17 protein-coding genes are annotated in these 24607 nt (G+C 61.6%); 4 read left to right on the top strand and 13 right to left on the bottom strand.

All coding sequences use genetic code 11. From position 1 onward, the window contains the following. Window positions 1–32: 32 nt before the first annotated feature. The 6 genes from CFE428DRAFT_RS09470 to CFE428DRAFT_RS09445 form a co-directional block, all read right to left on the bottom strand. Window positions 33–1235, bottom strand: coding sequence for a VWA domain-containing protein (locus CFE428DRAFT_RS09470; RefSeq protein ID WP_006979297.1), 1203 nt, complete (start codon window positions 1233–1235; stop codon window positions 33–35). Beyond that, window positions 1232–3463 carry a DUF5682 family protein gene (locus tag CFE428DRAFT_RS09465; protein ID WP_006979296.1) on the bottom strand — a complete coding sequence of 744 codons (2232 nt, stop codon included), beginning with the start codon at window positions 3461–3463 and terminating at the stop codon, window positions 1232–1234. The genes CFE428DRAFT_RS09470 and CFE428DRAFT_RS09465 overlap by 4 nt, the downstream gene beginning before the upstream one ends. Before the next feature lie 114 nt (window positions 3464–3577). Continuing rightward, entirely contained in the window at window positions 3578–4567 is a 990-nt protein-coding gene (locus CFE428DRAFT_RS09460) for an adenylyltransferase/cytidyltransferase family protein (RefSeq protein WP_006979295.1), read from the bottom strand. 11 nt (window positions 4568–4578) lie between these two features. Beyond that, the gene (locus CFE428DRAFT_RS09455; protein ID WP_006979294.1) at window positions 4579–5658 is read right to left on the bottom strand and encodes an ATP-binding protein; all 1080 of its coding nucleotides are present in this window, start codon (window positions 5656–5658) and stop codon (window positions 4579–4581) included. A 1-nt stretch (window position 5659) separates the two neighbouring features. Then, the gene (locus CFE428DRAFT_RS33340; protein WP_006979293.1) at window positions 5660–7159 is read right to left on the bottom strand and encodes a DUF5691 domain-containing protein; all 1500 of its coding nucleotides are present in this window, start codon (window positions 7157–7159) and stop codon (window positions 5660–5662) included. Then, window positions 7156–8508, bottom strand: coding sequence for an SWIM zinc finger family protein (locus tag CFE428DRAFT_RS09445; protein WP_006979292.1), 1353 nt, complete (start codon window positions 8506–8508; stop codon window positions 7156–7158). Before CFE428DRAFT_RS09445 ends, CFE428DRAFT_RS33340 begins: the two co-directional genes overlap by 4 nt. 263 nt (window positions 8509–8771) lie before the next feature. Here CFE428DRAFT_RS09445 and CFE428DRAFT_RS40380 point away from each other — a divergent pair, with 263 nt between their 5' ends. Then, window positions 8772–10355 (top strand): sulfatase family protein, encoded by a 1584-nt coding sequence (locus tag CFE428DRAFT_RS40380; protein WP_006979291.1) that lies wholly within the window; start codon window positions 8772–8774, stop codon window positions 10353–10355. 20 nt (window positions 10356–10375) lie between these two features. Here the strand turns inward: CFE428DRAFT_RS40380 and CFE428DRAFT_RS09435 are convergent, their stop codons facing one another. Then, a complete protein-coding gene (locus tag CFE428DRAFT_RS09435) occupies window positions 10376–11962 on the bottom strand; it encodes a hypothetical protein (protein ID WP_157447469.1) in 1587 nt (528 codons plus the stop codon). A gap of 252 nt (window positions 11963–12214) precedes the next feature. Here CFE428DRAFT_RS09435 and CFE428DRAFT_RS09430 point away from each other — a divergent pair, with 252 nt between their 5' ends. Beyond that, entirely contained in the window at window positions 12215–13141 is a 927-nt protein-coding gene (locus tag CFE428DRAFT_RS09430) for an alpha/beta hydrolase (RefSeq protein WP_006979289.1), read from the top strand. A gap of 33 nt (window positions 13142–13174) precedes the next feature. Further along, window positions 13175–15334, top strand: coding sequence for a hypothetical protein (locus CFE428DRAFT_RS09425; protein ID WP_006979288.1), 2160 nt, complete (start codon window positions 13175–13177; stop codon window positions 15332–15334). Between the two features lie 29 nt (window positions 15335–15363). Here the strand turns inward: CFE428DRAFT_RS09425 and CFE428DRAFT_RS09420 are convergent, their stop codons facing one another. From CFE428DRAFT_RS09420 to treS, 6 genes are all read right to left on the bottom strand, one after another. Further along, the gene (locus tag CFE428DRAFT_RS09420) at window positions 15364–16770 is read right to left on the bottom strand and encodes a multicopper oxidase family protein (RefSeq protein WP_006979287.1); all 1407 of its coding nucleotides are present in this window, start codon (window positions 16768–16770) and stop codon (window positions 15364–15366) included. Between the two features lie 9 nt (window positions 16771–16779). After that, window positions 16780–18177 carry a TolC family protein gene (locus CFE428DRAFT_RS09415; protein WP_006979286.1) on the bottom strand — a complete coding sequence of 466 codons (1398 nt, stop codon included), beginning with the start codon at window positions 18175–18177 and terminating at the stop codon, window positions 16780–16782. Further along, a complete protein-coding gene (locus tag CFE428DRAFT_RS09410; protein WP_006979285.1) occupies window positions 18164–18451 on the bottom strand; it encodes a flagellar basal body L-ring protein FlgH in 288 nt (95 codons plus the stop codon). Before CFE428DRAFT_RS09410 ends, CFE428DRAFT_RS09415 begins: the two co-directional genes overlap by 14 nt. A gap of 8 nt (window positions 18452–18459) precedes the next feature. Continuing rightward, complete coding sequence (locus CFE428DRAFT_RS33335) at window positions 18460–18726, bottom strand: hypothetical protein (protein WP_006979284.1); 267 nt, start codon at window positions 18724–18726, stop codon at window positions 18460–18462. 180 nt (window positions 18727–18906) lie between these two features. Beyond that, the gene (locus tag CFE428DRAFT_RS09400; RefSeq protein ID WP_131989667.1) at window positions 18907–19320 is read right to left on the bottom strand and encodes a hypothetical protein; all 414 of its coding nucleotides are present in this window, start codon (window positions 19318–19320) and stop codon (window positions 18907–18909) included. Window positions 19321–19461: 141 nt separating this feature from the next. Next, window positions 19462–22686, bottom strand: a complete 3225-nt coding sequence (gene treS / locus CFE428DRAFT_RS09395; protein WP_006979282.1) for a maltose alpha-D-glucosyltransferase — start codon at window positions 22684–22686, stop codon at window positions 19462–19464. On the opposite strand from treS, the gene treZ reads away from it, so the two are divergent. Continuing rightward, the gene (gene treZ / locus CFE428DRAFT_RS09390) at window positions 22652–24607 is read left to right on the top strand and encodes a malto-oligosyltrehalose trehalohydrolase (RefSeq protein ID WP_083805060.1); all 1956 of its coding nucleotides are present in this window, start codon (window positions 22652–22654) and stop codon (window positions 24605–24607) included. The two genes, treS and treZ, sit on opposite strands and share 35 nt — an antisense overlap.

The following is a 24607-nucleotide window of genomic DNA, read 5'->3' as shown; positions in this document are numbered from 1 at the left end:
ACACTTAGTGTTCGGTCAATCCGTTATGCCATTCACTTTTTGGTGGCTGGCTTTTCACCGCGCTCGACTTTGATCCCCTGGGTCGCCGCCCATTGGCTGATATCGCGTCGCTGAATAGCGTTCGCCATCAGGTCCGGAAAAAGATCTGGCGTGCAGGTAAACGATGGAACCCCGAGGGAGGTAAACGTGCCCGCGACTTCGTGATCGAAGCAGGGTGCTCCGGAATCATCGAGGGCGAGCAGCGTGATCATATTCACGCCGCTGGCGGCGATCGAGGCGACGCGCTGGTAGAGCTGCTCCTTGTTTCCGCCCTCGATGAGATCGCTGATGAGGACAAAGATGGTTTCCGCGGGACGCGCGATGAGACTCTGGCAGTAAGTCACCGCGCGATGAATGTCCGTGCCACCGCCCAATTGCGCACCGAAGAGCACATCGACCGGATCAGCCAGCTTTTCCGTCATATCGACTACCGCGGTATCGAAGAAAACGAGGGACGTCCGCACCGCCCGCAGGGACGCCATCACCGCGGCCATGACTCCGGAATAGACGATCGAACCGGCCATCGAACCGCTCTGGTCCACGCAGAGAATGATATCGCGCAGGGCGGCGGTCTTGCGACCGAAACCGATCCGCGTCTCCGGGACGATGGTGCGGTATTCAGGCTGGTAGTGCTTTAAGTTCGCCCGGATGGTGCGGTGCCAATCGATCTCGTTGTGGCGCGGCCGGCGGTTGCGCGCGGAGCGGTTGAGGCTGCCGGTGATCGCCTGGCGCAACGGGCTGGCCAGCCGACGCTCCAGTTCCTCGACCACCCGACGAACGACCAACCGGGCGGTAGCCTTGGTCTTTTCTGGAATCACTGAATTGAGCGAGAGCAGCGTGCCGACGAGATGGATATCTGGTTCCACCGTCTCGAGCATCTCCGGCTCGAGCAGCAGGCGCTTGAGATTAAGCCGCTCCATGGCGTCCTTCTGCATCACCTGGACGATGGACTTCGGAAAGAATTGGCGAATGTCGCCCAGCCAGCGAGTCACGTTCGGCGAGGAGGCGCTTAAATCGGCACTACGCTTTCCGCCACCCTGGCCGCCGAAACCCTGCGCGTCGTAGAGCGCTGAAAGAGCGGCATCGAGACGCAATTCGTCGGCGGACAAGGCACAGCCGGTGCCGTCGCTCTTTTCCGCGGCGCCCAGGACCAGGCGCCAGCGATGGAGACGTTCTTCCGTGGAAGGAGTGTTCATGATCTGGTCTCCGGTGGGTTTCCGAGGAGCAGCGAGAATGTCGGCAGGAGCCGGTTGGCGCGCTCTTCGTCGATATCTTCTTCGCTCGGCGCCGCCGTCAGGGTGGTCACGGAACCAATGCCGCTTTTGGCAAGTTCTCCCATCTGCCGCCGTTCCGGTGGAGCAAAGGTGGAAAAAGTGCGGCGCAACAGCGGCAGCACTTCGGTAAAATGATCCGGCGTCAAGGAACTCAGCCAGCCATCGAGCAGATTCCAAAGCGGCATCTGGTGCAGCAACACCAGGCCGCTTCCAGCGAGGAAACCCTCGATCCACGCCGCAGTCTGGTTGGGCGGATTCGCCCGCGAAAGGTGGCGGGAAAGACGGGCCGCCACCTCGCCCGCTGCGAGCACTCCGTCGTCGAGAAGCAGCCTCGTGCAGCGTCCGGTGATCAGGCCATGAAGCGCGTCGTCCTCCACCAATTGGCGCAGCGTCGCGCTCCACGCCGTGCGTAGACTTTCGTCCGCCAGCGTGGACAGCGCGCTCTGCGTGGCATTCACTCGCGTTTGCATTTCCGCGGCGGCGTCATCGTTCAGGGCGGAACACGCCGGCGGCAGCCCCACGCAAATGCGGGCCACCAGCCCCGACACCACATGACTCACCATGGTAGCATCGGTCTGGCGGACATTGCCGTAGCGCAGCACGGCGGTGAGTGGCGGCAGGGCATCCATCAAGTGGCCCACATCACTCGTCAGCGCCGCCTGATTCTCCAGCTGCTGCATCACGCTCTCCACAGCTTCAGGCAACTCGGCCAGCAGGAGGATTTCGACCAGCGCCGTCAGCTCCGGCAATGTTTCACATTGCGTCGCGCGCTCGATGGTAAAACGTGTCGCCGCCTCGGCGATGGTATTTCCCCACGGCGCACTTTCGATGAGCGCTACTTCCAGCTCCGGCTCCCAGCGCAGCGTCCAGGCCTCCTTGAAAGTCCCCTTCCCTCGCGCCGTCTCCGGTTTGCCCCAAGCGACCCGAAGCAAGCGCAACCGATGCAGCAACTGGCTGCGATCGAGATCGTTGGGCTTGCGCAAGTCGAGTTCCAGCTTGCGATCCAAGGCCTCCGGCGGCAGGCGCAGACGCTTGGTCTCCTTTTGGAAATCGCGCTGCAGCGGCACTTGGGGAGCTTCCGTCGGAACGCCACCCAACACTTCGCCGACGATGAGACGCTCGCGAATGAGCGCCATCGGCGCGGCATCGCCAAAACAGAACACCGCCTGGGCCGCATCGTTGAATTCCGCGAGCCCTGGCACCACACAACCGCGCAACACGGCCGCCGTTTCCGCCAGACGCGTGGCTTCGATGATACTTGCGGTCGAGCTCTCCAAATCTTCCGCCCGGAGCAAATGCGCGACCCGGGTCATCCACCGAGTCGCCAACTGGCCGTCATGCCCCAGCGCCCAGAGATGCTCGTAGTAGCCCGGCGAGTGAATGCCCGCGCCGTATCCGCTGGCGAAGGTCAATCGCCGATGTGTCCACGGCAGCCAGGTCGCGGCCACAGTGACTTTGGGCAGTCCGCGCAATACCTCCGTATCGCTCTTCGCCGTAGGCATAGTCGCCAACGCAGGCGCGTGCCATGCGCCACAGACCACTGCAACTCGCTCGTGGCCTTCCTTCTGCGCCTCGCGCATGGTTTGCCGCATCCACGCTTCGCGCCGCAGATCCAAAGATTCGATCGGCTGCTCCTCGCGCAGTGCAGTCATGAGTTCGAGCACCACTTTGAAGATTTCAGGGCCGGCATGACGCTTTTCGAACTGCTCCTCCCACCAGCGCTCGCTATCGGAGAAGCCCGCCGCCTCGGCAATGAGGGTAAAGGGATCGCGCCGCACCCGGCGATCCGGGTCGTTCAACGCAGTGCTCTCCCGCTCCTCGGCATCGAGGGCGAGGCGATGCCGCTGCGGCAGGTCCATGAAGCGCACCGGCACCTGATTCACCAACGCCCAGCGGATCGCCTGCCATTCCGGTGAAAACGCCGCAAACGGATAAAACACCGCGCGCTTCGGATCATCGGGACGATAGATGAGCAGCGCGACCGGCGGCCGCATCTCCACGTGGGCGACCAGTGGAAGGAGCTCATCGGCATCCGGCGGTCCCTCGACGAGGAGTACCTGCGGGCGAATCGCGTCCAACGCGGCGACCACACTCCGGGCCGAGCCGGGGCCGTGATGACGAATGCCAAGGATATGCGTCTCAGTGCTCATCGCGCGACGCCCGGCTGTTTCTGATCGACGAGGTCGTAGATCGTCGCCGTCGCGGGCACATAACGTTCTCCCGCTCCTGGTTCAATGGCTTCCAGTTCACGGATGGCGCTGGAGCTAAGATGTTGGTATTCCGCTTCGCAACTGATCCAAACTACGCCGGTTCCGGCGCGCAGCTCGTTGAGGAAACGGACGAAGCGCAGCTCTGCCTCGAGATCCGTGCCGTCGCGAACACCTCGCACCACGGTGACCGGGCACCTCCATCTGTTCGACGAAACTCGTGAGCAAACCAGTGAAGGACGCCACCTCATGATAGCGCAGCCGCGCCTGCAGTTCCATCGAACGCGCCTGGGCCGTCTCCACCGCTCCGGACTTCTGCCGATTCACGCCCACGGCAATGATGACTTTGTCGAAGACCGACTCCGCCTGGCGCAGGATGGAAAGATGCCCGAGATGAAACGGTGCGAAGCTACCGGGGTAAACCGCCACGCGTGGACGCAGACCGGCGAGCAGTTCGTAACATTCCGCGACACCGCGCTGATGCTGGGGAAACATCCGCGCCCAACCTTGCAGGAACTCGCGCCGCTTCGTGCGATAGGTCGTCCAATCGGCCCACTGGTATTCGCAGAAAATCGCCCGCTCGTAGGCGAGACGTTCCTGCAACGGGCATTCGTCGCCGAGCTGGCGCGCGTCCATGGCAAAGAACCGCTGCGCCAATGGCGTCGTGGGTGGTTGCGACCATTTGGAAGCGACGATGATCTCCGCCGCTTGCACGATGATCGTATCCTGCGGCTCGACGGCGTGAGCCAGCAACAAGGCAGCGCTGGCTTCTTCGTTATTCGCCGCGCGGGGATCGTAGATGGCGTCGTGATACAGCGCAACGAGCAGGAGGATATCGCGGTCCACGCCGGCCGGCAGCGTGTCGATCTCATCGAGTAGCGCGAGCAGATGCTCCGGCCCGTGCCAAACCCGCTGCCGCTCACACCAGCGGGCGGCGATGTGATCGAGCGACAGCGGATCGCGCAGATACTGCAGCGGAATCCGCGCGGCGAGAGTCGCAGCGAGCTGCGCCACGCGACGGGCATGAAGAGAGGCGGCGTCTTGCATGGCAATGGCGGCTAGCTGAGTTCACGGCAGGCCCGATACAAATCCTTCCAGCCGTCACGCTCTTTCACCACGGTCTCGAGATATTCCTGCCAGACGACTTTGTCCTGCACCGGATCCTTCACGACGGCGCCGAGCACCCCGCCGGCAAGGTCCGCCGCGCGCAGGGAACCATCGCCGAAATGCGCGGCGAGGCTCAGGCCTTGATTGACGACGGAGATCGCTTCCGCCGTGCTCAAGGTGCCGCTGGGTGACTTGAGCTTGGTTTTGCCATCGGCAGTGGCGCCGGCGCGCAGCTCGCGGAAGATGGTGACCAAGCGGCGGATCTCCTCGAGAGCCGGCGGTTCCGCGGGAATTTCCAGTGCTTTGCCAAGGCTGGCCACGCGCGTGCGCACGATCTCGACCTCCTCGTCCACGCTTTCCGGCAAGGGAAGCACGACGGTGTTGAAGCGACGCTTGAGCGCACTGGAAAGATCGTTCACACCCTTGTCGCGATCGTTGGCGGTGGCGATGACATTGAAACCTTTACGGGCCTGCACTTCGTCACCGAGCTCGGGAATGGGCAGCGCTTTTTCGGAAAGAATCGTGATGAGCGAATCCTGCACGTCCGCCGGAATGCGGGTGAGCTCTTCCACCCGGGTGATACGGCCCTCGCGCATCCCGCGCATGACCGGACTCGGCACGAGGGCCTCCAACGACGGCCCTTTGGCCAGGAGCTGCGCGTAGTTCCAACCATAACGCACCGCTTCCTCGGGCGTGCCGGCAGTGCCTTGCACGAGGAGTGTGGAATCGCCGCTGATCGCCGCGGAAAGATGCTCGGAGACCCAGGACTTCGCCGTGCCGGGAACGCCGAGCAGGAGCAGCGCGCGATCAGTGGCCAGGGTGGCGATGGCGATTTCGATGACCCGGCGCTGGCCGATGTATTTCGCGGAGATTTTCTCACCGCCCAATTCGCCACCGAGCAGATAGGTGGCAACCGCCCATGGAGAGAGCTTCCAATTCGGCGGTTTCGGTTTGTCGTCGTGACGGACGAGCGCGGCGAGTTCGTCGGCGAATTGCTGTTCGGCGTGTGCGCGAAGGGCGGGCGTGGACATATCAGGATGGGGTAAGAGCGGTGAGAGCGTCGTGACGGAAGGAGAGAATTTCGACCAGCGGCGCGACGCCTTCCTGGTCGATCGGCCAGCCTTGAGCGGCTTCGCCGAGCATGGCCGGCGGCAGTCGCAGGAGAAAGGATTCGGCCAGGGAGCGGAGATGCCACGGCAGGCCGTCGGCGCATTCCTTCCGCAGCACCGCGAGGAGATCGCGGGCCAGCGCCGGTGGTAAATGGCCGGGCAAAGTGGAAAGCAGATCGGTGAACTCCTGCCAGCGGGTGGTGTCCTTTTTCGTCAGTGCGCCTTCGCGCAACAAGGCGGCCAGACGCACCGCTCGCGCAGCATCAGGTAGCACGATAAGCAATGGTTTGGCGGGCAGAAACTCACCGTGCGGGGCAACGCCACCGTCGAGCAGGGCTTCCGCCCAGGTCGCATCCCGCTGACGCAGCGCCGCCCAGGCCCAACCGGTGGCCAGGGCCCGCGCGAATTCACTTTTCTGCACCGCCTTGAGAAGCGCTTCGGGCGTTTGTTGAAAAGCTTCCGTCCAATGACGCAGGGGCACCGCGGAAAGCATCAGCACGAGCAGCACCGCCTTTTCGCCGAGGATCTTTTGCTGACCGAAGGCTTTCGGATCGAGGCCGTCCCGCGTCGCCGCCGCGTCGGGATCCCCAGGCAACGTCACTTCCAGCGTGGCGCGGGAGAGCAGGCCGCCTTTGGTAAAATGCAACAGCGGCGTGACTCGCGCGGTCATGCGCGCGACGAAGGGAGAAGCGGGCAAACGCGCGAGAAGATCGATGACCGCCCGTCGCGCTTCCTTGCTCCGATCGTCGAGCAGACGCTCGAGAAAAGGAGTGTCCTCTTCCGAAAGATTGGTCGCCAATTCCGCAACGAGCGCGGTGCGGATGTCCGCGGGTTCCGCAGCCCACACCTCTTCGACCTTCGCCCGTGCCATGGCGGGTGTCTCCGCGCGCCAACAGCGGAGAATGGCCAACCGCTGGTCACGGCCGCCCGTCTCCCACGATTCCGGCAACGCACTTTCACCAAAGCTCCACAACGGATTCTGTGCCGCCAACCATAACGCGCGTTGTCCACCGGCAGAAATCACCAGCGAACGCAGGACTCGCTCCTGTCGGGCACGGTCGAGCAATGCGGGAAGCAATTCCGGCGGCACGTGGCGACGTGAACGGGCCACTTCTCCAAGCCACTCCGGCAGCGCCGAAAGACAACGTCCGGCCAGCATCGCGCGCAGATGGCCCATGCTCGCGCGGCTCAAAGGCGCGGTCGATTCAGACTCGGCGGCAACGACCGCGGTCTCATGATGCAGCGGCTTCCATCCCGCGCGGCGCCACAGAGCGATCGCGCCAGCGTGGGTCAAAAAGCGCGACTCCGCATCCATCGTTTCGGTATCGCCCAGCGCGGCCTGCAAAGAGGATGGCAGTGCCGGCAGCGCGGATTTTCCGGAACCGAGCAAAGCCGCCGTGACGTAATCTTTCCACGCGCTCATGACAACGCCCCTCCCAACGCGATGAACTTTTCCTCGGCGATCGCGGAGAGCGGATGAAGGGCATGACCATCCCATTCGCCGAATACGGTCACGGGCTTGCCACCGCTCAGGGCCAGCAATGGCCAGGCATGCGGAAACTGGCGGGCCAGCGGGACGATGGCCCCGTCCCGATCGCACAGCCACCACGTATCCTCCCTGCGCAGCGGCAGACATTCCCGCACCAGCCACGGCGTCTTCTCCAACCAGGGATCGCCGGCCAGCAATTCCGCCGTGCCTTGCAAGGCTTCGGCGAAAGTCTCGCAGCCCATACCATTCACCAGCGGCTTCGGCTCACCGTGCCTCTCGCGAACGAGTGCCCGCAGCGGAGCACCGGATGGATAATAGGCGACGCTGGCCTCGATGACCGTACCGGCCAGCAGGCTCACATCGAGCGCTTGATTCGTCGCGGCAAAGCTCAGGCACAGGGCCGGACGCTGAGTTTCCTCGCCGATCAACCAGGTCCGCTGCACACGCAATCGGTCTTCCTCTTCCACGATCTGGCCGATGACCTGCCAGCGGTCCCGCTGCAATTCCGCTCCTTGTAATTCCTGCTCCGCCGTGGTCCATCCGATGGCCTGTCGCACACTGGCGCACAAACCTTCCGGCAGTGTATCGAGCCGGGAAAAGCCGTGCAGCAGCCAGCGCAGCGTCCCCGCTTCCGCCAATGCGCGATCCGCCCAGCCATCGCCGGACGCAAAGACCCCCGGCCATTCCCGCAACCGGCGGGCAATCCCCGGCGCCTGCGCATCGACCATGCGCGCGGCCATCGTATCGAAATACTGCGCGGGTTGTTGTTTGGCATGCGCGAGACCTTGCCGCGCCAAATCGCCGAGCCAGGTTTCCAGGTCGGTCAATCCGGCCCGGACGCGGTCTTCGCGTTTGGCAGCGCGCTTCGTTCGGTCGGCCTCTCGTTTCGCCGCGGTTTCCGGATCGACCGGAGCGGTCTCCGCTTCGGCCTTGGCCGCTTTCTTTTCGGCATTGGCCTGGCGCTTGGTGAGCCATTCGGTGACCCACGCAGGCGCCGTGGTCTCCGACACGCGGGCCGGGTTGGCCGCCAGCAGCAGGAGCAATCCGAGGCCGTGCTTGCAGGGAAATTTCCGGCTTGGGCAGGAGCAGTGAAAAGCTGGACCGGTGAGGTCCGCCTGGGCGCGATAGGGATCCTTGCCGCTGCCCTGGCATTCCCCCCAAACCGCGCGATCATCGCGGCCGAGCGAAACCCATTTTCCCGGATTGGACAACCCTTGCCCGGCTTTGACCGATGCCGCGTCGGGAGCCAGCGCCAGCACTTGCTCCGTGGTCAGAATTTGCATGGGAGAACTGCAACCATTTCCCGGGCAGCAAAAGCTGACCCGCGCACCGAGGCAAGCCGCTACTTCGCAAAAGAGAATTTTCCGCAATCGTGACAAATGTCGCCGTTCGGGCAGCTCTGGGAAAAGTACGATAGGCTCCTGAGTTTTCGCGGCGTTGGAGGCTACGCCATTCCGTAATCTGGACGGCGCGTCTTCCTCCCAAGGAAAGGAAGGAAGACGAATAGATAGGGAAACCATCATCCCGTCCCATTTCTTTCATTCGCGTGAAATTCTCAGCTTTCCTCACTCTCTTTCTTTTTGGTCTCGGCGTCTTCGCTCCGGCAGCGGAAACGACGTCGACACCCAATATCGTCATCATCCTCGCCGATGATCTCGGCTACGGCAGCGTGGGATGTTTCGGCGCGGATGGGAAGCTGGTGCGCACGCCGAATATCGACCGCCTCGCGCATGAAGGACGACGGTTTACCGATGCGAATACGACCTCTTCGGTCTGCACGCCCACGCGCTACTCACTGCTCACCGGGCGCTATTGCTGGCGGACCTCGCTCAAATACGAAACGCTCAACACCTTTGCCCCGATGCTCATCGAGCCCACGCGTTACAATATGGCGTCGATGCTCAAGGCGCATGGCTATCACACGGCGGCCATCGGCAAGTGGCATCTCGGCTACGGCGATGGGAAGAAGGATCCGAAATACCGGGTGGACTACACTGCGGAGCTGGCTCCGGGACCGAATGAGCTCGGCTTCGATTATCACTTCGCCGTCCCCCAAAACCACGGCGACGTCACGGGCGTCTATGTGGAAAATCATTACGTCTACGGATTGCGCTCGGGAAAAATTCCTGCCGATCTGAAATTGCCCGCACCGGTGCCAGACGATGAAAACTTCGCGCCGACCTACAACAGCGAATCGCAGCAGGGCCACGGGCACACACCGATGGAGATCGATGCGCCGCGGCGGGTGGACGATCGCGTGATGCCGGAGTTGACCGATCAGGCCGCCCACTGGATCGAACAGCAAAAGGCCGGGACACCGTTCTTCCTCTACTTCGCGCCGGTCGCCGTGCACGAACCGGTGACGCCGTCACGCGATACGCGAGGCACCAGTCAGGCCGGTCGGTTCGGCGACTGGATTCACGAACTCGATCGCACCGTCGGACGCGTGCTCGAGACTCTCGAAAAGCAGGGATTCGCCCAGAACACCCTCGTCATCTTCACGAGTGACAACGGCGGAATTTACGAGCCCACTCAAAAGCGTCCCGAGATGGACGCCGTCCACGCCGGGTTGGCCGTGAATGGCCAATGGCGCGGCGGCAAGACGCATGTCTTCCAGGGCGGCTTCAATGTGCCATTCATCGCGCGCTGGCCGGGGAAGATTCCCGCCGGCACGGAAAGCCGCGAGATGATCAGTCTCGTCGACGTCCTGGCCACGACTGCCGCGATTGTCGGCGAAAAACTCCCGTCAGCCGAGAAAGCGGCGGAGGATAGCTGCAACATCCTGCCCGCACTACTCGGGGAGAAATACGACCAGCCCCTGCGCTCAGATATGGTCGAACATAGCAACGACGGCGTCTTCGCCATTCGCAAAGGACCGTGGAAGTGGATCGAAGGCGTGCCGGTGAAACAGATCAGCCCCGGCCTTCGCAAAGCGCACGCAGCGGAATTCCAGCGCCAGCTCTACAATCTGGCGGAGGATCCGACCGAGTCGAAGGACGTGAGCGAGCAGCATCCGGAAATCGTGAAGGAACTGGAAGCCGCATTGAACGTCGAGCGCAACGCCGGACATACGCGCGATCTTCCGCGCCATACCGCTGGCGTGCAGACAGGGAATCCGATCAAACGGTGAATTACGCAGAGCCCGGAATTTCAAACGATGATTTCAACGAGTCCCTTTAGCTCCTGCCGAATTCGATATTCCAATCGCTCCTCGTTGGTTTCGAACGCCGCCCGTAAGCGGGCCACCTCGCTTTGGGTAGGCTGCAAAAAATGGGTCCGATTGTAGGTGAGAAGACACACCTGCAGAAAGACGGAAGCAAGCGGTTGCAACGAATCGTCCGGGTTTCCGCCAACTTGAATCAGCAACGGCAGTTTTTTCCATTTGGGAAGTCGGTTGATGAGAACCAGCGTTTGTCTGCGCACGTGAGGATAGGTGTCGCTCTTAATAATTGCCTCAAGGCGCTCATCACCAATTTCACCCACTCGCGATTCCAAAACGATACGTGCCTGCTTGCTCACACCGGGGCTGCGATCCTGCAGCGCGCGAACGAATAACTCCAGGTGTGATCCTGGCGCCAGTCGGGCCAGCGCCGCCAATGCCGCTTTGCGAACGCTGATTTTCCCTCCTTCGAGCAAAGGAAAGACCAGAGTCGCGTCCTCCGCTTTTCCGGTTTCGCCGAGGCCGCCGAGAGCCGGCGTCAAAAAGGCCGAGTCGCCGGCGGCCACCATGTCGCGATAGAAACCCCGCACATCCATGGGTTCCAGTCTCGGCAAATAGAATTGCGCCAGGGAGCGCAAAGATGCATTGGAATCCAACAGAGCCGCTCGAAGCTCCTCGCGAAAGGATTGTGGCTCGTGGACCACACACCAGCTCAAGGCCACGTAACGCACATTGATCACACGGTCGCGCAGAAGGTCCGCCAAATACGACCTAGTCAAAGCCGGCGTTACTCCGGTCTTCGTCAACCAGAGGGCAGCCACCAAGCGGACCGCCGGATTTTTGCTCTTCGTCGCGGTCTCAATGAGCGCACGTTGCGCCTCCTCTCCTTTCCTCATAGCGATCCGCCACGCGAGGGAGAGGCCGTAGTGTCGAGCGCCGCCGTCCTCGATTTCCATGGCCGCAATCGCCAGGGCGGAAATGTCCTCCTGGAAAAATGCCACCACGCGTCCCAGCACCGCGGACGCCCTGGCTCGCGAACGAGCGCTCAAGCGCATCACGAGCGGGAGACAACGGAGAAAGGCAGGTCGGTTCGATTCCACCAAGCGCTCGAGGATGGCATCTTCCGCCCAAGTGCTCACCACCTCCACCCAATCGTCCAAGCGGAGAAGAATAAACGGGATTTCTTCACCGGATTTCACTTTTTGATCGAGTAACCCCAGCGCTGTCTCGCGCACGTGACCATTGCCGTGACTGGAGGCCAACTCGAGCAACAGGATGGCATCCGGTCGGCCGGAAATTATGCGTAGCGCCTCCACATCGAGCAAGTTCCAGCGCTCTTGCGCAGGTCGATAACTTCCACCCCGGCGCAGGCGCTCGTCGAGCATCGGGTAAAATCCCATTGGAACTGCCTTGAGCAGTTCTCGCACGGTGATTGCCGTCTCCTGCGCGATGGCTTCGTCACTGTCGAATAAGAGATCCAGCAATTGCAGTATCGCGGCGGGTTCGCCCAGTTCTCGCAGTGCGCGCAGCAACGGCAAGACTCCCCTCGACCGCCCCAGCCATTTGCCAGAAAGCATGCTCAATTCATTGATGATCCACTCGCCTTTCTGGGACAACCGAAACCGTTTCATAGCAATGCGCGAACTCGAAGGGGAAAAATGACAGGCCGAGGATGCACCACTTACCCAGCCGGACGAACATCAAAATCGAAACGCCTCAGCGAGCCGCAATTCGACCGCGGCCCTGCCATCCGCTTCCCTCGTGGCCAGAGTTGACGTTTGGCATGGGCAATTGGGACAGTCGGTTTCCGATTTCGCTCCGATTCGCCAATGAAACATTTCCGCCCCATTCTTGCCGCCATTCTCACCATCGTCGCGGTGGCCTCCGCGAATCTGCAGGCCGAAGTGCCAGCCTCGCCAAAACCCACGCTGGCCAACGTGCCGTATGGTCACCACGCACGGCAGGTGCTCGATTTTTACAAGGCGGAAGCCAGCCAACCGACGCCGTTGCTCTTTTACATTCACGGTGGTGGCTGGATGTCAGGGGACAAGAACACACCTGACTTCCTGGTCCCTTGTCTCAAGTCGGGAATCTCCGTCGTTTCGATCGAATATCGCCTCCTGCCCGATGCCGTCAAAGATGGCGTCAATCCGCCGGTGAAAGCCTGCCTGGATGATAGCGTTCGCGCGCTCCAATTCGTGCGCAGCAAGGCGAAGGAGTGGAACATCGACAAGGAACGCATCGCCGGCTGTGGCGGGTCGGCGGGCGGATTCAATACGCTGTATCTCGCTTTTCACGCCGACTTCGCGGATCCGAAAAGTGCCGATCCCGTCGCCCGCGAATCCACCCGGTTGCGCTGTGCGGTGACCTTTGTCCCGCAGACTTCGCTGGACCCGAAACAGATGACCGCGTGGATTCCCAACAACCAATATGGCGGGCACGCGTTCTCGCTGCCGAGTTACCAGACATTTCTCGATAAGCGCGACGAACTGATGCCGTGGATTCGGCAATTCTCGCCTTACGAACTGGCCACCAAGGCTGCCCCACCGGTCTATCTTTATTACGATTCACCGGTCGCCCTCGGCGAGCCGTGGAAGGATCCGCCGCACTCGGCGAATTTCGGGGCGGCCTTGGTGGAGAAATTGAAGACGCTCGGCGTGGAATATGAGTTCAATTACACGGGCGCGACGGGGGTAAAGCATCCCGACATTTTCAGCTTCCTTTTGGAGAAGCTCCTGGTCTCGCCCGCGAAGTAACCGGTTGCGCCGCGATCCCTCTCCCCCTCGAACATGCCCCGCTTCAAATCCCTTTTCGTTGCCACATCCCTGGTCACGGCACTCCATGCCCAGGATTTGCCGGCGACGCTACCTCAGTTGCAGTTCCATCTCACGGCCCGGCCCTGGCAGCCGTTGAGAATCTCGCGCGATCAATATCTGGATGCCATCGAGGGGATTTGCCGATTCACCGTCCAGCATCAGGACGCGCACGGCGCGGTCATCGATCCGTTCCTGCATCGGGAGCACCAGTATTCCACGCCCTATTTCGCCTTCGCCGTCGGCACTCTCATCCACGCCGGGCGGGCTGCGGACCTCCTCGACAACGGCGTCCGAGCGATGGATCGCGCCACCGAATGTTTCGCCAAGGGTGACGCGAAAATCCCCGATGCACACGGAGAGTTCTTTCTCGCCTGCCTGCCCGGCGCGCTGGAGCTCTACCGCGATCACGTGCCTGCGGAAAAGATCGTACTCTGGCGCGATCGCCTGAAAACCCCGCGCGAGCAACTCGTCCACGGCGGCCTGAATAACTGGCGCACCTACGGGATGAAGGGCGAATGGCTGCGCGCCAAAATGGGTCTCGTGGAACATGACAGCGCCGTGGCCTTCATCGAGGACAGTTGGCTGCACGGCCAGCAGCGCGATCGCATCGTGGGCGACAAATGGAACCTCTACCAGGATCACACGACGAATCCCGAACCGCACGCGGTGGAAGCCGTGGGCCGAGGCAACCTGCTGGCGCTTGTCGAATCGGGCTACGATGGTCCATCGAGCGGGGAAATCCGCCAGGCGGTCGAACGCGGCACGGCGACGACGTTGCTCTTGCAAGATCCGTCGGGCCAATGTCCACCCAACGGCCGCACCGACGATCACGTTTTCAATGATGTGCTGTATCAGCTCGCCTTCGACGTCATGGCGGAACGCGCGCATGCTGCGGGGGACGACCTTCTCGCCGGCGAATACCGTCACGCAGCCATGCTCAGCTTCCAAAGCATCGCCCGCTGGCGTCGGCAGGACGCCCCTTGGGCGGGTTCCTATTACGTCACGAAGAACCACTTCGATCCCGCGGAACGCGTGGGCTATCAACCGGCCAGCAACTACGGAAACTACAATGGCGCGGTGATGATGCATCTCGCGGAGTCGTGGCTCTCGCGGAAGACCGAAATCCCCGAGCAACCCGCGCCCACCGAGATCGGCGGCTATGCGGCGGCCATGGACGGTAAGTTTGCCAGCGTCGTCGCCAATGCGGGTGGCATGCAGATATTTGCCGATGTCCGCAGCGATACCTACAAAGTCTACGATAAATATTGGTCCGCGCTCGGCGTCGTCCGTTTCGCCCGCGCCGGTTGGGATTCACGGCTGGGTCCGTCGGACGGCGAGCGGGAAAGTAAAACGGGGCGCGGCATCACCTTCGCACCGACCTGGACGGAAGACGGCCACTGGGTGCGCATGGCCGATGTGCCGGATCGCTATCGCGGTAAATTCAGCGTGCAATTTGCCCACCCGCTCCTCGTCCGGTGCGCCATCGACTACGCGCCATTCAAAGGGAGCGGACCTTCCTTCCGCCAGGATTTCGTCCTGACACCGGATGGCGTGCTGGTCACCACCCATGCGAAAGGCACAACGGATTTTGGCGTCACGTGGCCATTGCTGGAAAACGATGGAGCACCGCTGAGAACCAAGATTGGCGACCACAGCGCGACGACAAGCTACGGCGATGGCGCGGATGAAGAGGCATTCTTAGCCATCAGCACCGGCGCCGTGACCCCGGAAAACGACGAGCACTTGCGGAGCACTTACGGCTGGCTGCTTCCTGTCCGCGCTTTGGCGACCGATGGATTGAACCAGACATTCGTCTATCCGCGCAGCCCGAGCGATCCCGCGGCCGAAAAGGTGCGCGCAAGTTTGCGCGTCACCGACGACGGCTTCCAGTCGAGTCTCGGCGCCGTCCACGGCACGCTCTACATCGGCCGCACCTCTGCCGGTGGCGAAGGCAACGCCATCGATCTCGATGGCGACGGAAAGCCGGATGTGACCTTCGATACCACCTGCCAGTTTGTCCTGCAACTCCGCGACAAGAAGGTCGTGGCCGTCGAAGCCGATCGCAAAACCACCGCGCACATCAACGGACGGAGCATCGCTCTCGAGCCCTATCATCCGACGTCGACCCAATAGGAGGCTTTCGCCCGCGGAGAGACACGCAATCAGCCGTGGTGATGCATGTGCTCGCCTTCGGGCTTGGGAGTGGCGCCGGGGATGAAGCCGAGGTCGCGTTGCATTTCATCGATGCTAGCGACATCGGCTCGGGTGCCGGGCGGCGCTTCGTACCAACCCGGGTCTTTGTCGTAGCTCTCGAGATGATCACGAACTTTGATGTTCGTGTACATGCCGCCCATGGTGATGTAGTCGTGTGGCCCTTTGCTGCCAATCATGGGCAGGCTATTGCGCGGGACGCGCATTCCCATCTGGCCCATCTCGGCCATGCCGGTGTCGCCCATGGTCATGTAACCGGGCAGGGATTGGCGCGCTTGCTGATCGAGACCGCGCGTATTGACCCCGATGAGATTCGGCAGGCCGTGCCCCATCTGATTCATCACGTGATGGGACATGTGGCAGTGCATGGCCCAATCCCCCGGGTTGTTAGCTACGAATTCCATGGTGCGCGTGCTGCCCACGGGAACGATCGTCGTCACCTCGGGCACGCGGGCGCTCTCGGGAATCTCGCCGCCATCGGTCGCGGTCACCCACCAATAGTGCCCGTGGAAATGCATGGGGTGATGATCCATCGCGGAGAGATTGCCGAAACGAATGCGCACGCGATCGCCCGTTTTGATGATGAGCGGCGCGGTGCCGGGATAACACCGGGCATTCAGCGTGAGCACGTTGAACTCGGTCATCTCATTCGGATCCGGCCGCATCGTGCCGGCGACGATTTTCCATTCACTGAGCAGAAAGACAAAATCGCGATCGGGCCTCGGGCCGCGTGGCTCACGCGGATGAATGACGATCATGCCCATGAGCCCCAGCGCCATCTGCGTCATCTCGTCGTGATGGGCGTGATACATGAACGTGCCATGCTGCCAGAGAGTGAATTCGTATTTGAACGTTTCGTTCGGCGCAATGGAACGTTGCGTGAGCCCACCAACACCATCCATCCCATTCGGCCCGATAATACCATGCCAATGCACGGCAGTGGCTTCGGGCAACTTGTTGGTCACATAAACGCGCACACGGTCTCCCTCGACGACTTCGATAGTCGGTCCATGCACCTGTCCGTTGTAGCCCCAGCAATGCGCTTTCAATCCGGGCGCGAATTCATGGTTCGGCACTTCCTCGGCGGTGAGGTGAAAGACTTTCACCCCGTCCACGAGCTTCCATGGCAGCGTAAAGCCGTTGAGCGTCACGCTCGGGGTGTAGTGCTTGCCCGGTTCCCCGGGCTCCGGATGGGGCGGCCGCGTCCAACTCGGCGGCACGATCTTGCCGTCCGGAGTTCGCGACTGGGTAAAGGGATCGCCCGGAGGCGGCGGATTTTGCGCGCGTGCGACTTGCGGAATGGCCGCGGCTCCCGCCAGAGCGGCGGCACCGGTGAAAAGTTCACGTCGAGTGATCATACGAAAATGTCAGTTGGTTTTGTAATCCGCTGTCTTGGCGGGCCGTTGCGGGTGAAGATTTCCGCCGACCACGCGTTCCAGTTCCGTGCGCGTGATCCAATAGTCGCGGAGCGCTTCGATGGATTTCTGTTCCGCATCGGCTGCCTCGGCCCGGGTGGCAAAGACGTCGTAGTTGCCCAAGAGCATGCCATTGTAACGCAGCAGCGTCCCGGTCGCGACCGCCTGCTGGGTCGGCACGATTTCCTTTTGGTAAAACTGGACCGTTTCCCGCAGGGCGGCGAGCTTGTCGTGCAACGCCCGCACATTGGAGCGGATGTCGATGGCCAGTCCTTCGAGCTTGCGCTCCGCCTGGCGCAATTCCGCCTCGCTCTTGGCGACCCGCGCCTGTCCCTGATTAAACAACGGCAGTTCCAAACGTAACGTGGGACCGGTCACGTTGCTGTGATCCGGGTTGTGCTCGGTATCTACGCCAAATTCCAGCGCCCCGATATAGCGGTAGCTTTTCGTGAGCCCGAGCGCACGCACCACGCTTTCCAATTCCGCACGCGCCGCAGCGAGATCGAGGCGCTGAGCCACGGCCAGCGATTCCAGCCCGCGAAGGGGCACATTCCCCTCCGGCAGTGCGGGCAACCCTTCGGTGAGTTTCCAAGCCGTGTCCGGTCCCCACAGGCTGAGCAGACGGTTGAGCTTTTCGCGATGTTCGCGCTGCTCGTTTTCCGCAGCGGCGAGGGCCAGACGAGCGGCATTGTAAGTAGCCTGCTGCTGGTTGAGCGCGAGGTCGGTGATATTGCCGGCCTCGTGCTGACGCTGCGCCAGGTCCACCGCGGTAGCATTGACGTCCACGATGGTTTTCCGATGAGCCAGCATCGCCGCATCGCCTTGCAGCCAATAGATCTCTGCCTTCACCTCAGCCACGAGGCGTAGCGCTTCATCGGCCACGCGCAACTGCGCGGCAACGAGGTGATCGGCGGCGACGCGCTTGCGCAATGGAATCATGAGCAAGTCGAGCAGGTCGAAGGCCACACCTTCCTCCGCATCCGTCGCCGATGGTGGCCGATCGGGAAAGCGCAGGCTCAAGTTGATACTCGGATTTTTCCACAAACCCGCCTCGCGCAGGTCCGCCGCGGAGACGCCCACGTCTTCCAGGGTGGCGAGCAAATCGCGATTGTTGAGCAGCGCGACTTGCACGGCACGGTCGACGTTTAGCGGCTTCTTCAACAGAGCACGCACTTGCGTGAGCGCCTCTTCCCGGGCCTGGGCATTTTGTTGCCAGCGCACGGCGAACCCGGTGCGATCCGTCACGGCTTTTTCGACCGCGTGCAACGGCGGATCCTTTGGCCACGCAGGACCGGAAAGAAGGCCAGAGGCGAGGACCGCCAGCGTGATCGTTCTCCTAGGGATGGTCATGTTTCATCTCCGGTTTGGCGTCGGCCTTGGGTTCTTCGTCGGGATTGCCGGAGACCGGGCCGTAGGCATCCCAGTGGGCCTGCTCCTTTTGCGCGGCGGAAAGCAGCGCAGCGGTCTTCCGTGTCGCCGCGTCAGCACCGAGCGAAGTTTTACGCGGTGTTCGCGCTCCCTCGGGAGCATCGGGACTGGCCGGCGAAGCCGGGGTCAGCGGTGGAGGCGTGGTCGCGCATCCGGTGAGCAACACCGCCGCGCAAAGGGCAGGAATTCGCATCATCGGGAAGGCTACTTCTTCGCCTCGGCGTCCTTGACCATTTTCACATACTTGGCCGGGTGCTTGTTGAAGTCGCCTATGCAATCGTTGCAGCACAGATACACGTCCGTGCCGTGATAGGAGACTTTCACGGCTTTTCCGTGCTTGCCGAGGGTGTCGCCGGAGACCACGCATTTTTTGAGCGGATAATTTTTCGGCACAGTCGCGGTGTCCGCGAAGGCGAAGGTGCTCCCCAGGAGGGTAGCGATGAGGATGGCGAGGGTGAATTTGGATTTCATGTTCTTGATTTCGTTTTGGAGTGACCCGCCCCAGTTGGGTGGAATCGTCGTGGCATACGGGCAGGCGGGAGGGCACGACACGACGGTGTGGAAAAAGCACGCGAAGACGCTGAACTCACACGAGTTCAGGTCAGCGTGGCGATGCGGCAGAACCTCCCGCCGCTGGCGGGCGCCGCATCGCTAGACGAAAGCCGGCGGAGCGTGGCTGAGCAGGCTCCTTTGGAGAACATTTTCCGCGAACGAAACGACCCGCGGAGGTCCGTGGTCCTGCAGAAAATCGGATGCCGGAATCGCCACCGGCGCCAACAGCGTTTGCGGCAACGCGTAGCTTTGCACTTCGATCCACGAGAGTTCGAATTTGATCTCCTGCTTGCCGGTCAGATTCGCTTTGATCGCCTTGCAGCATTCACGCATGCCATCCGCCGGAGTCTGCTTGCCCGCGTCGTCCTTCGACGCATGGCAATGGGCGTGCCGCATATTCCGCCCCTCAAGCTGGGCGAGCGCGCAGTGGTTGGTGACGACGAGCCACGAAAGCAGCATGACAGCCACGACAAGGCAGCGGCTGATCGATGAATTGCGGAGTGCTTTCGCCACAACACACGGAGAGCGCAAACCCACGCGGCAATCAACAAGAAAGTTCACCACGAGCGTTGGCCCGCGAATCACACAGACAACACGAATGAAGGTATCCCATCCGTGTCATCCGCGTAATTTGCGGGCACTTTTTAGGGTCTCTTAATGCCCGTTGAATTGAGCCAGCATGGTCTTCACTGCACGCAATGGGGTCGCCACCCAACCGGGACGATAGCTCAAGTCGTAGGCCACTTCGTAGAGTGCTTTGTCGAGTTGGTAGGCCTCGAGGAGGAGCTGCGTATCCTCGGCGGACGTGGGCAGGAACGACGCGCCTGCCGCGGCCTCGAGATAAGCGGTGAGATAGCTATCGCGAATCGTCTCCGCCCAGGCCTGCGCCCAAGGGGCCAGTCGTTGCACATCGTCCGCACGCTCATTGCGCAAGGTGGTCGTTACCGCGTAATCGAAGGATCGCAGCATGCCCGCCACGTCGCGCAGGGCGGATCGTTTGAGCCGCCGTTCGCTCAAGGGCAGGCGTGGCTCGCCCTCGAAATCGATGATGACGAAGTCCTTGCCGGTGTTGAGCACCTGCGCGAGGTGAAAATCGCCGTGGATGCGAATCCGCGAAGCATCGATGCGATGGGTGAGCAGCCGCGCATAGATGGTGAGAAGCGGCGCGTGACTGGCGAGCAAGCTGGCGGCATCGGCGCGAGCGTCCTCGGGCAGGCGTGGGAGCTGGCGTTTCAGCCGCCGCAGGATATAGCCGGCCGAGCCACGCATGCCTTGATAGAGCGAGCGCTGATACAGCGTGCTAAATGGCTCAGGCGCAAAATCCGCGCGCTCCTCGACGGAGGCCAGCGCCCGGTGCATCTCGGCGGTCCGCTGACCGAGCTGGCGGGCGCGTTCACGATAGATGGCACCGATGAGATCCGGAGCCGCGGTGCTATCGAAATCGCGGCGAGCTTCGAGGACGCGATCAAAGTAGCGTGCCAGCGCATCGAGGGTATAGGTCCAGCCGTCGCCCTGGTTGACGACAAAACCAAACAACATCCCAATCGACGCATCGCCCGCCCGATCGGCCAAGCTGAGCGAACCGAGATAAGGCGGCACGCAAGGCAGGCGCACATCCTCGTTCAAGAAACGGGTGATCTCCGTATCCGGGTGAGCGCCACGCTCGAACTTGCGCAGGATTTTCAGGAGCCAGGTGTCGCCAAAAGCGATCGACGTGTTCGACTGATCGACGCTCACCAGGCGCGAATTGGCCAGCGAACGTTCGAAGGCTGCGGGATCGAATGCGGCCAGTTTTGTCCCGACCAATCGTGTGCGCCCGGAGGCGGCCGTCTGCCCGGCAATGAGACGGAGCAGTTCCGCCCGGGCCTCCGGAAGATGCAGCGCATCGCAGAGGGATTGCTGTCCGTCGAGACGCGCGATGATCGCCTGGGGAGCCTCCGCGGCCAGACGCGTCGTCGTATTTTCATCCGCAAAAGCCACGGGCAGCAGATAACTTTCCGGCAGGCCGTCGGTAAATGAGACCTCGACGACGAAAAGCTGCGCCGCCGCCCCCTCTCCGCCGAAGGGAACCTTTTGCACGATCTTCATCTCACGGAGCACCCGCTCCTTGCCGCCGTACCAGCGGCGGGTCGGGATATAGGCAGGCAATACCTCGCGCTCGAGATGTTTGATGAGGCCGTTGCCCCAGGTGGCCGGCACTTTCAGCTCCGGCGGCGCCCACACCGCCTCCACCGCGGCGACGACCGGCGGCGGGCGCAGGGCGAGCCAGTAAAAGCCATGTGGGCCCAGCGTGAGAACCCACGGCGTTTGCTTGATCTCCGGGAAATTGGCGTGTCCGAAGAGCTCCTCGGGAACCATGCCGGCATAGGCCGCAAGATCGAGTTCCACGACTTGGGAAAAACGGGAGAGATTGGCGATAACCAGCACGGCCTCGTTTTCGAACCGGCGCACATACACCAGGACCTTGGCATTGTCCGGTTGCAGGAACTCGATGGTCCCGTGGGAAAACGCCTTGATCTTCTCGCGGACCCCCAGCATCCGCCGCATCCACCAAAACAGCGACGAAAGGTTTCGCTGCTGGTTTTCCACATTGATCGATTCGTAGTGGTACTCGGGATCAATGATGGTCGGCAGATAAAGCTGCTGCGGATTCGCCTTCGAAAAGCCGGCATTGCGATCCGGCGACCATTGCATCGGCGTGCGCACGCCGTTGCGATCACCGAGATAGAAGTTATCGCCCATCCCGATCTCGTCGCCGTAATAGATAATGGGCGTACCCGGCAGGGAGAAGAGCAGCGAATTGATCAGTTCGATCTTGCGCCGGTTGTTACCGAGTAACGGTGCGAGCCGGCGGCGAATGCCCAGATTAATCCGCGCGCGTGTATCCTCGGCGTAGACCCGATACATATAGTCGCGCTCTTCATCGGTGACCATCTCGAGCGTCAGCTCATCGTGGTTGCGGAGAAAGATCGCCCACTGACAGTTTTCCGGAATGGTCGGCGTCTGGTCGAGGATGTCGAGAATCGGGAAGCGGTCCTCCATCTGTATCGCCATGAACATGCGCGGCATGAGCGGAAAGTGAAATTCCATATGGCATTCGTCGCCGTTGCCGAAATACTCCACGGCATCCTCAGGCCATTGATTGGCTTCGGCGAGCAGCATGCGATTGGGGAATTTCGTATCGATGTGCGCGCGCAATTTGCGGATAAAATCGTGCGTTTCATCGAGATTTTCGCAGTTGGTCCCTTCCCGCTCATAGAGATAGGGGATGGCATCGAGCCGAAGACCATCGACCCCCATGGCCATCCAGAAATCGATGGCCCGGAAGAGTTCCGCATGGACGAGCGGATTGTCGAAGTTCAGATCCGGCTGGTGGGCATAGAAGCGATGCCAGAAATAGGCTTTCGCCACGGGATCCCAGGTCCAGTTCGACGGCTCGAAGTCCTTGAAAATAATCCGGGCTTCCTTGTATTTTCGCGGATCATCAGTCCAGACGTAGAAATCCCGCTCCGGTGAGCCTTTGGGCGCACGCCGGGCCCGTTGGAACCAGGCGTTTTGGTCGGAGGTGTGGTTGAGGACGAGTTCGGTGATGACCCGCAGGCCACGCTCATGGGCGAGATCGAGAAAGGTTCGAAAATCGTCCAGCGTGCCGTAACTGGGGTGCACGGCAAAATAGTCGGCAATATCATAACCGTCGTCTTTGAGGGGCGACGGATAGAAGGGCAACAGCCACAGGGCGGTGACCCCGAGTTCGGTGAAATAATCGAGCCGTTCGATCAGTCCGCGGAAATCACCAAGACCATCCCCATCGCTATCCATGAAGGTCTTGACGTGCAGCTCGTAGATGACGGCGCTCTTGAACCAGAGTGGGTCTGACATCTCCTACTGTTACGCGACACGTCCCCGGTTTGCGCGCATGGGACAACCGAATACGCTTGTTCGTGCGATTGCGTTGGCGATGTCAGGGAGAAAATATTCACAGGGAGCCGAGATCGGCCGCGACGGGGTTCACTACCGTGTTTGGGCCCCGAAGGCGGAGCGCGTCTCCGTGGCGGTCACGACTGAGGGCGGCGAAACGCGCAAGCTGGAGCTCGCGGGGGAAGGAAATGGTTATCACAGTGGTCTCGACGCTTCCGGACGGGCCGGTGACCGGTATCTTTATGATCTCGGCACGGGAAAGCTCCTCCCCTGCCCCGTTTCGCGCTACCAACCGGATGACGTCTCCGGTCCGGCGATGGTCGTCGATCCAGGGGATTTCCGATGGACCGATGAAACCTGGTCCCGGCCAGCATTTCGCGACCTGATCATTTACGAACTGCACGTTGGGACATTTACGCCGGAAGGAACTTATCGCGGCGTGATCGAGCGTCTATCGTATCTGCGGGACTTGGGCGTCAATGCGATTGAACTCATGCCATTGGCGGATTTTCCCGGCAGGCATAACTGGGGTTACGACGGCGTGCGGCTTTACGCGCCGGCACGCGGATACGGGGCCCCGGACGATTTGCGCGCTTTGGTGGACGCCGCGCATGCCCACGGCCTGGCGGTGATTCTGGACGTCGTCTACAACCACTTCGGACCCGACGGAAATTATCTGCGCGAGTTTTCGCCGGATTATTTCGAGAGCCGGCATCATACGCCGTGGGGCGAGGCGATTAACTTCAGCAGCAGCCCGGAGGTGCGCGCTTACTACGGCGATAATATTCGCTACTGGCACGACGAGTTTCATTTCGACGGCTTTCGACTCGATGCCACCCACGCGATTTTCGATGACTCGAAGCGGCACATTCTCGCGGAACTTGGCGAGGTCGCTCACGACCGCGGCTGCTACATCATCGCCGAAGATGAGCGGAACCTCGCGAAGCTCATCTCGCCGCTAAACGAAGACGGCTCCGATGTGAACGCCGTTTGGGCGGACGATTTTCACCACAGCGTGGAGGTGGGGCTCATTCGGAGCTCCATGTACGCGGGCACCTTTCAGGGGCAATTGCCGGAGCTGGTCAACATTCTGCAAAACGGCTGGGTTTATCCCCCACCATGGCCGGCCGGCCAGCCGCGCTACAATACCGCCGGTTCGCATCTGCCGCCGGAGCGATTTGTCTTTTGCATTTCGAATCACGACCAGTGCGGCAACCGCGCTTTCGGCGAACGACTGAATCATTTCGTGACGCCCGAAGGCTATCGCGCGGCCAGCGCCCTGCTCTGCCTCGCTCCGTACACGCCGCTGCTTTTCATGGGCCAGGAATGGGGCGCCTCGACGCCATTCCTGTATTTCACGGATCACCATGCGGAACTCGGCCGTCTGGTCTCGGAAGGACGAAGGAAGGATCTGCAAAAATTTCCCATCTTCGTGAAGGAATTGTCGGAACGCGATTTTCCGTCACCACAAGCGCGGGAAACATTCGCGCAGTCGAAACTGCAATGGAAAGAAACGACCATGGCCGGTCACGGAGCCTGTTTGAAACTCTATCGCGAAGCGCTGCGGCTGCGCCGGAAATACGCGGCTTTCCGTCCCGTCGATCGCCAGCACACGAAAGTAGCGGCGCTTTCCTGCGAGGTGCTCGCCATCCGCTATCAAGCCGAAGCGGAAGACTGGCTGCTCCTGGGAGATTTGCGCGGCGGTCACTCCGGTGACCTAAGCCAGGAAACTTTTTGCCAGCTCGAGCCAGGACGGACCTGGCAGGTCGCCTTCTCGAGTAACGCCCCCCAATTTGGCGGCTCCAGCCGTGGAAGCTACGATCCGCAGACCGGCCGCCTTGCATTTTCCCATCCCGAGGTGCTCCTGCTGCGAGCCGAGTGA

This window comes from Chthoniobacter flavus Ellin428, from assembly GCF_000173075.1.
Taxonomy (GTDB): domain Bacteria; phylum Verrucomicrobiota; class Verrucomicrobiia; order Chthoniobacterales; family Chthoniobacteraceae; genus Chthoniobacter; species Chthoniobacter flavus.
The sequence above is the reverse complement of the archived record's forward strand: the minus strand, read 5'-3'. Positions and strand labels throughout refer to the sequence as shown.

Excerpts from the sequence above, each read along its gene's own strand:
- CFE428DRAFT_RS09430 (WP_006979289.1), top strand. The coding sequence starts at position 12,215 with ATGAAACATTTCCGCCCCATTCTTGCCGCCATTCTCACCATCGTCGCG.
- CFE428DRAFT_RS09410 (WP_006979285.1), bottom strand. The coding sequence starts at position 18,451 with ATGATGCGAATTCCTGCCCTTTGCGCGGCGGTGTTGCTCACCGGATGC.
- CFE428DRAFT_RS09470 (WP_006979297.1), bottom strand. The coding sequence starts at position 1,235 with ATGAACACTCCTTCCACGGAAGAACGTCTCCATCGCTGGCGCCTGGTC.
- CFE428DRAFT_RS09460 (WP_006979295.1), bottom strand. The coding sequence starts at position 4,567 with ATGCAAGACGCCGCCTCTCTTCATGCCCGTCGCGTGGCGCAGCTCGCT.
- CFE428DRAFT_RS09465 (WP_006979296.1), bottom strand. The coding sequence starts at position 3,463 with ATGAGCACTGAGACGCATATCCTTGGCATTCGTCATCACGGCCCCGGC.
- CFE428DRAFT_RS33335 (WP_006979284.1), bottom strand. The coding sequence starts at position 18,726 with ATGAAATCCAAATTCACCCTCGCCATCCTCATCGCTACCCTCCTGGGG.
- CFE428DRAFT_RS09415 (WP_006979286.1), bottom strand. The coding sequence starts at position 18,177 with ATGACCATCCCTAGGAGAACGATCACGCTGGCGGTCCTCGCCTCTGGC.
- CFE428DRAFT_RS09435 (WP_157447469.1), bottom strand. The coding sequence starts at position 11,962 with ATGCTTTCTGGCAAATGGCTGGGGCGGTCGAGGGGAGTCTTGCCGTTG.
- CFE428DRAFT_RS09455 (WP_006979294.1), bottom strand. The coding sequence starts at position 5,658 with ATGTCCACGCCCGCCCTTCGCGCACACGCCGAACAGCAATTCGCCGAC.
- treS (WP_006979282.1), bottom strand. The coding sequence starts at position 22,686 with ATGTCAGACCCACTCTGGTTCAAGAGCGCCGTCATCTACGAGCTGCAC.
- CFE428DRAFT_RS33340 (WP_006979293.1), bottom strand. The coding sequence starts at position 7,159 with ATGAGCGCGTGGAAAGATTACGTCACGGCGGCTTTGCTCGGTTCCGGA.
- CFE428DRAFT_RS09420 (WP_006979287.1), bottom strand. The coding sequence starts at position 16,770 with ATGATCACTCGACGTGAACTTTTCACCGGTGCCGCCGCTCTGGCGGGA.
- CFE428DRAFT_RS09445 (WP_006979292.1), bottom strand. The coding sequence starts at position 8,508 with ATGCAAATTCTGACCACGGAGCAAGTGCTGGCGCTGGCTCCCGACGCG.
- treZ (WP_083805060.1), top strand. The coding sequence starts at position 22,652 with ATGACGGCGCTCTTGAACCAGAGTGGGTCTGACATCTCCTACTGTTAC.
- CFE428DRAFT_RS09425 (WP_006979288.1), top strand. The coding sequence starts at position 13,175 with ATGCCCCGCTTCAAATCCCTTTTCGTTGCCACATCCCTGGTCACGGCA.